Raw genomic sequence first — 2,807 nt, 5'->3', positions numbered from 1 at the left:
TGGGATGGGAAGAAGGCAGCAAGGAGAAGGTGATCCTGCACGGCATTGTGGGCGCGGCCATTGCCGCACTGGGCGGTAGCGATGCGTTGTCGGGCCTGGCCGGTGCGGCGGCCAACCAATTGGCGTCAAAGGCGATGCAGGACTACCTGAAGAACGAAGGGATTGACCCCGATTCACCGACTGGCAAGGCCCTGATGGAGTTGGGCAGCGTGGCGGTAGGCGCTGTCGTCGGCGGAGGAAGTGGCGCGGCGTCTGCGTTGGCTGGGGAGCAGTTCAATCGGCAGTTGCATCCGGAAGAGCTGCACTATCTGGCAGACAAGGCGGAGGAATTCGCAGACATTATCTATGGTTGTGCCGATCAATGTTCAGATGAGCAAATTGCAGATGCAAAGGGTCGCTTGATCCGTGAAGCCTATGCTCGCGTGGATGGTATCGCTAGTTCAAAGTATGAATATGACTCGCTGGCGGAAGCATTCATAAACAATAACCCCGTGAAATTCAGCTGGGGAGAGGGTTTTGCGGTCACTCGTGATCAATTTAATGACAACAGTTATTTCAAGGATTTGCTCCATTCAGATAGGGCGGCGTTTGATGATTTGACCGCGGCGTTGGCCCAGGGAGGTGCTTCCCGCGAATATCTGCAGGCCGCTTACCGGGATGTATTGTCCAGTCTTGCGGACTCGGCCCGAGGTAAGGATGGCGTCGATATGCTGGAGACATTCACCGGTGATGTCGGCATGGTGCTTGGCATTGCTAGAAAGGTGGTGCAGGGCGATCTTGAGGGAGGGGCGCTTGACGCCGCCATTGCTGCACTTCCTTGGGGTGTAGGCAAGGTTCTGCGGCCACTAGCTATTGCGGCAGATGGAACATATTGGCTTAATGGAAAGGTGATTGACGCTGCATGGGTGAATACAAAGGGCGAACTTACATGGATGAACCCGCTGACCGGATTGAAAGAGCTGGTTCCGGATGCTGCTAAAGTGCATGTAGATCATATACTTCCGCAGAATTATATTGCCACATTGATTCCGGAATTTAAGTCGTTGCCCAAGGCTATGCAGCAACAGTTGCTGGATGATCCAATGAATTTGCAGCCGCTTATCAAGTCTGCTAATTGCTCCAAGGGGTGCAAGGTTGAATGGATTGATGGTGGCTGGAAGGCGTGGAATGGGCAGCCAATTAGTGCGAAATATAAAAAATACTTGGATGATGCGCAGGCCGAATTTAGGAGCAAGATCCAGGATGCTATTGATGCTTATAAAAATTCCGGAGGCTGAGTGAAAGATCAAAGAAAGGATATGAGCCGGTTCTTGGAGGAAATGAGTGTCTCCCGTGAGCAGTATTGTGCGCGTATGGATGGTGGTATTTATAAGTGCTACGAAGATGTGCCGGAGGAATATCGCTGCGCACTGATGCCGGGATATAGGGGGGTCAAGAGAGATTATGACTATCCCGGGTTGTTGGCTAAAGGGAAAGCGTGGCTTATTGAGCCCCTGCGAGATTTGCAGCCCCATTCATTCGAGGCATTTGAAAGTGCTGTGGGTCCCTTGTTGCTTGGTATTGTTTTGATTGATGATCTGTTGAGGCCGGAAAATTCCCCCCTGATTAAACCAGTGCTATTCCTCGATGCTTGTGGGCGCATGATCGAAATAGAGGCTATGCCTGCTCAGTCCACCTATGAGGGAGGTAATGACTGTGCTGGAACTTTGCCGAGCTTGCCAAGTGCGTTGTCTAAGTCGTGGTTGTGGCGTACAGGGGGGTGGCGTGTTCCAAGTGACGCATTTCAGGGGCCTTTGGTCAATCGACGATTGATCGGGCACCCGAATGGTGGGTGGCTGCCTATTGATCAAATGCTCAAAAGCTATGATCGGCGCGGATGGAAAAAAATGATGTCGAGTATTTTAGAGCGATTTCCTGATGCGGTGGTAACGAAGCATAATCCACATGACGGGAGTCCATATCACTGGACTTCAATGCGTTGTTTTTTGGATACGCGTCCAGTGGATCTTGGTGGTCCGGTTGGGGATCAGTTTTTTGTGTTTGACCAGAAACGCGATCAGATTGTTTATCACATCCATCAGGGTGATGTTGAGGGTGTTCGGGTGTTGCATAATCCGGAAGAGGCGATTGATAGATATTGCGCGCATGTTTTGTTGCGGCAACCGGGAGAGTTTGATTTTTTGCCATGGGGTGAGTTGATAAAGTAATTAATGGTCGAATGGGTTGCGTCAATCACAGGGCGGTGGTTCCGGGTTTGCCTGGTTGTCTAGAGATTTCATTGCAATAATTCGATTGCACGCTCTTTAAAAATTCAAGCGAGATCAGATCGCCAGCGAGCAAATAACGTTTCAAAGTTCAGTTAAGCCCTGGGTTAGATCGACTGGCTTGAGGGTGGCACGCAGTGAGGCGGTTGCTCGCTCTTTCAAAATTCGAGCGGAATAGGCAGGTGCCAAACCGGCGTCAGACACCACTCGCTTCGGTGGACTCGACCTTCACCGAGAAACCGTCCATGGCACGGTGCTGCAGGCCGGTGGTGACATCGCCCTGGTGGCCGGGCGCGATGCCACGCTCACCGCCGCCGGTGTGTACAGCGAAGACGGCGGCATTGCGCTCAGCGCAGGCCGCGACGTCAACCTGCTGGCCGCGCAGGAGCAGCACGACCTGACCATCGACGAGCAGCGCAAGAAGAAGGGGCTGTTCTCCAGCAAGACCACCACCACCCATGACGAGTGGCACGAAAGCCTGGCTGTCGGCACCACGCTCAGCGGCGAGAGCGTGCAGATCGCCGCCGGCCGCGACCTCACCGC

1 protein-coding gene and 2 pseudogenes are annotated in these 2,807 nt (G+C 53.2%); all 3 read left to right on the top strand.

Features of this window, described 5'->3' with window-relative positions:
* Positions 1 to 1,277: pseudogene (locus AC1DGW_RS16780) on the top strand (hemagglutinin repeat-containing protein); the annotation flags it as partial.
* A gap of 21 nt (positions 1,278 to 1,298) precedes the next feature.
* Positions 1,299 to 2,207 (top strand): hypothetical protein, encoded by a 909-nt coding sequence (locus tag AC1DGW_RS16775; protein WP_478025179.1) that lies wholly within the window; start codon positions 1,299 to 1,301, stop codon positions 2,205 to 2,207.
* Positions 2,208 to 2,499: 292 nt separating this feature from the next.
* Positions 2,500 to 2,807, top strand: a pseudogene (locus AC1DGW_RS16770) (hemagglutinin repeat-containing protein); the annotation flags it as partial.

The sequence above is a fragment of the Stenotrophomonas sp. 05N423 genome, assembly GCF_056397145.1.
Note: the sequence above shows the minus strand (reverse complement) of the source record. Positions and strands in the feature narration are given on the sequence as shown.